This is a genomic window from Oceanispirochaeta sp., from assembly GCF_027859075.1.
In the GTDB taxonomy this organism is placed as follows: domain Bacteria; phylum Spirochaetota; class Spirochaetia; order DSM-2461; family DSM-2461; genus Oceanispirochaeta.
In genome coordinates, this window is the sequence record NZ_JAQIBL010000254.1 from 1 (window position 1) to 3,887 (window position 3,887).

Annotated in this window: 2 protein-coding genes and 1 pseudogene; all 3 read right to left on the reverse strand. The window is 45.3% G+C overall.

Annotated features, from left to right (window positions below; translation table 11 throughout):
- Positions 1–450: 450 nt before the first annotated feature.
- Positions 451–1,461, reverse strand: a complete 1,011-nt coding sequence (locus tag PF479_RS14100) for an aldo/keto reductase (protein WP_298007709.1) — start codon at positions 1,459–1,461, stop codon at positions 451–453.
- A gap of 52 nt (positions 1,462–1,513) precedes the next feature.
- Positions 1,514–2,746 carry an MFS transporter gene (locus PF479_RS14105; RefSeq protein ID WP_298007711.1) on the reverse strand — a complete coding sequence of 411 codons (1,233 nt, stop codon included), beginning with the start codon at positions 2,744–2,746 and terminating at the stop codon, positions 1,514–1,516.
- 175 nt (positions 2,747–2,921) lie between these two features.
- Positions 2,922–3,887 (reverse strand): annotated as a pseudogene (locus tag PF479_RS14110) (penicillin-binding protein 1C); the annotation flags it as partial.

Genomic DNA, 3,887 nt, shown 5'->3' on the forward strand with positions numbered 1-3,887 from the left:
AAGTCCTCTCTACCGCATAAAAAACCCTGAAGTACTAATAGGAAGTTGAACATAATCGCAATTTTACTCAATACATGGAATATGGTAAACTTTCCAACTATCCGACAGTCTCATGATCAGGGATGTAAAAAACTAACCCATGGGGATTCTCTTTTTGGAATAGATTTTATGACAATTGATACTCTGCCCGGCAAGAGATTCTATCTGCTTATCATCCTGGAGCTGAGAACTCTAAAGATTATTCGAACTGATTTAACAGAAAATCATTACGGAGGATGTTGAATACTAGAACCATTTGAGACCTTATCAAGGAATCAATACAATCCCTGTTGAAAAAAGGTCCTTATTTCTGGAAACATCCAGAAGGATCAGATTTTGGGAGGATTTCACCACAATTATTTTTGTAGAAGTGCCTGAATCTGGTAGCGGTCTAAAAAACTATAGGACGAGCTAGAAAAAGGTTTTGTAGTCTGCAAGCATCTTTTTCAGAAGATCAGGAGTCTCCAGAGAATAGGGACATCGGCCTACACACGCACGGCAATCAATACAGTCCTCAATTTTTCCCATTTCTTTCTGCCACTCTGTGTTAAGCCATTTTTCACTGGGGGCTCTACGGAGAAGAAAGCTCATCCTGGCGGCCATGGGGATCTTGATATCAGCAGGACAGGGCAGACAGTAACCACAGCCTCTACAGAAATCTCCGGCCAGTTCTCTCTTCTCTCTTTCCAGTTCCTTTATTAGAGCCTCATCCAGAACCGGAGGGTTCGCTTCAAGAGTCAGAAATTCCTCAAGCTCCTCCATTTTCTGAATTCCCCAGATGGGAACAATATTCTCATAACGACGGAGGCCGGCAAAAGCAAGACTTGCATTCTGCAGAAGACCTCCGCACATGGCCTTCATGGCGATAAGACCGACATTGTTCTCCCTGCATATCTCCGCCAGTTCCAGATCTTCATCAGATGAGATAGCACTAAGAGGAAACTGCACTGTATCATAGAGACCGGACCGGGCTGCCTCCGTAGCGATTTTCCGGGAGTGATTTGTAATCCCGATGGTTCTGGTCTTTCCCTGTTCCCTTGCTTCAAGGAGTCCGGCATAAAGAGATTCGGGATCATAAGGATCGGGAAGCTCTGCGGGATTATGCAACTGTAAAAGATCCACATAATCTGTCTTCAGATTACTCAGGCTGGTTTCAAGACGACTCATGACACCGGCCCTGTCTTCAGCTCCGCTGGCTTTTGTAGCAATAATGATATCCTGACGTCTGGAAGAGAGTGCAGACCCGATCTTTTCCTCACTATCCGAGTATCCTCTTGCGGTATCAAAAAAATTGATACCACCCTCTAGGGCATGCAGCAGAATATCTCTGCTTGTATCAAAGCTCAGACGCTGAATTGGAAGAGTTCCGAAAGATGTCCGGCTCACAATGAGCCCTGATCTGCCTAATGTAGTTTTTTCCATAGAAATCCCGCCTTTCGGACAGAGTCCGTCTTAAAAACTGAGTATAATGAAACTAATCCCTACCGGTAATGGCGTCAATCGAAGCAATGGAATCGTCATACACCTGATGGGCATGAATAAGCGATCCTTCTTCTTTCGGCACTGAAATTCTTCTCAAAATGAAGTAATACAGGCCAAGAGTTAAAAAGCAGAGGGCTGCGGAAATCGCCATAGTATTTTTTAATCCGAATGAAGAAATCAGAAATCCGCCGGACAGTGCCCCGATGACCCTGCCAACAGCACTGGCTAGAGCCAGGACGGATTGTCCTGTCGTTTTCAATTCCTTTCGTACAGAACTGTTCATGTAAACTGCCAGACCGAAACCAAAAATGATATAAGTAAATCCATTCATGAGAGAAACCGGAATCATCCAGATGGGTGCATCAATAACAAGGAGAGCCAGGAAGCGCAGACCCATCATGGATATGGACAGCCCCAAAGCATTCTGGATACCCAGACGTTCAATGATTTTATCGGCAAACATGAGAACCAGTACTTCTCCCGATCCCATAATAAAATAAATCCACCCCAGATAGGCACGCAACCCTCCAATAGAAAGGTAGTACATGGGTAGATATGTCATGTATAAACTGAGAGAAAGCTGGGCTATCACCAAAAGGAGCACAAAAAGTGAGAGCTTTTTATTGCGAAGAATCTCCCGATAGGGAGCCTTTTCCTTCCCGCCCTGATGCCCTTTTACAGTGGGCAGCAGTCCAGTGATAAGTATATTACCTACCCCGATAAGAGCGATGAGATAAAAGTAGCTTTCAATCTTCCAGGACAAAAGATAGCCGACAAGTACGGATGTCATGGCAAAACCAACAGTACCCATCATACGCACCGGAGCGTAAGAGCTCTTCATCTCTTCCAGGGATTCAAGTGTGATACTCTCTGAAATGGGAATCATAGGAGTCTGAACTATCGAGAAAAGAGCTATTGCAATAATAAAATAATGGAAGCTTACCCCAAAAGGAAAGAACAAAATGAAAACAATAGCTGCCGCGGTAAAAAGATTAAACAGGCGATTTTTTGATCTGGTCCTGTCTGCCAGAGGGCCGAACAGGGATTGCAAAAATACAGCAATGAGGGGATTTATGGCCATAACGATTCCGATCTGACTGGCATTCAGCTGATTCTGCTGAAGATATACCGGCAGGAAACTCAAGAATATTGGTGCGAATGACCATAAGAGCATGCTTTGCAGGGCATAGGGTGACGATTGCTTTAATCTGTTCCATCTTTTCATAATTTTGATTCCCACTTCGTTGTATTCCTAAGCCCTTCCAGACAGGATAAAAAACTGTCCCGGGTCAATACTAATGCCTGGATCGGACTCCAGGTCAAGCCTTTATCAGGAATTAAAAATCAACTCCTAATCTCCGGTTCAAGAAGCTGAGAAAAATAGTTGATCAAGCGAGACTTCATTCAGAAAGCTCAAAATCCCTCTCGGTGCTGTTTCCCGTCTCATCAACAATACTGACCCGGTGCAACCCCGGCTCAGCCTGTATTCCCATCTGATGGTTAAACCTGGTATATCCGATATAGTCATCATCCAGATGCCAGTACAGGATTCTCTGATTATCCCTCACAGCCGCTTCGAAAATAACCTCTCCCTTTTCACCATCAAAAAGTCTGGGTGTCTTCACAACAGCTGAATCTGAGGGAGGATATATAAAAGAGAGCCCCCTGTTCTCTTCATTTTCGCCTTTAAATGGAGGCAGAGGTTTATAATTATTATGAATACGCCTGTAATAGAACTCCTGCACCGGAGGGAGAACAAACCAGTTCTGATGCAGCATCTCACGCACAGGGGTTGAACGGCTATCGACTCTATAAACACCCTCCTTATCCAGATGGATACGCTTATGGTAGGGGCATGTTAATGTACTGACACCTTTCATCGGGATCAGACGTTCTTCAGAGGGGCAGTATGGCCCTGCCTTATACCCACTGATCCTGCATATTTTTTCAAGATGCATTCCCTCCAGAGGTCTGCTGAACCAGTCCTGATCTTCTGATGGTTGATCAGGGATCTGTCTGACCAGATCGAAGAGAAGAGGGGCCGCCGCTTTCAGACCATTGATTCCCGGTCGTCCCTCTCCATCTGCATTTCCGACCCAGACACCCACCGCATACTGCGGAGTGACTCCTATGGCCCAGGCATCCCGCCCTCCCATACTCGTTCCTGTTTTCCAGGCTACTTCCCGGCTATTCTTAAAATTCATCCAGGAGGCTTCAGGACGCACAAGGTTCTTCATGGCTTCAAAGGTAAACCATAATGAGGCGGCATCAGGAGAATCATTCTGCCGGGGTATTATTTCTTCTTCCGGATCATAGCGGAAATCAAAAAAGGGAGCCTTATCGGCAGGATTCTTCAGTCGTCGACC

Excerpts from the sequence above, each read along its gene's own strand:
- PF479_RS14100 (WP_298007709.1), bottom strand. The coding sequence starts at position 1,461 with ATGGAAAAAACTACATTAGGCAGATCAGGGCTCATTGTGAGCCGGACA.
- PF479_RS14105 (WP_298007711.1), bottom strand. The coding sequence starts at position 2,746 with ATGAAAAGATGGAACAGATTAAAGCAATCGTCACCCTATGCCCTGCAA.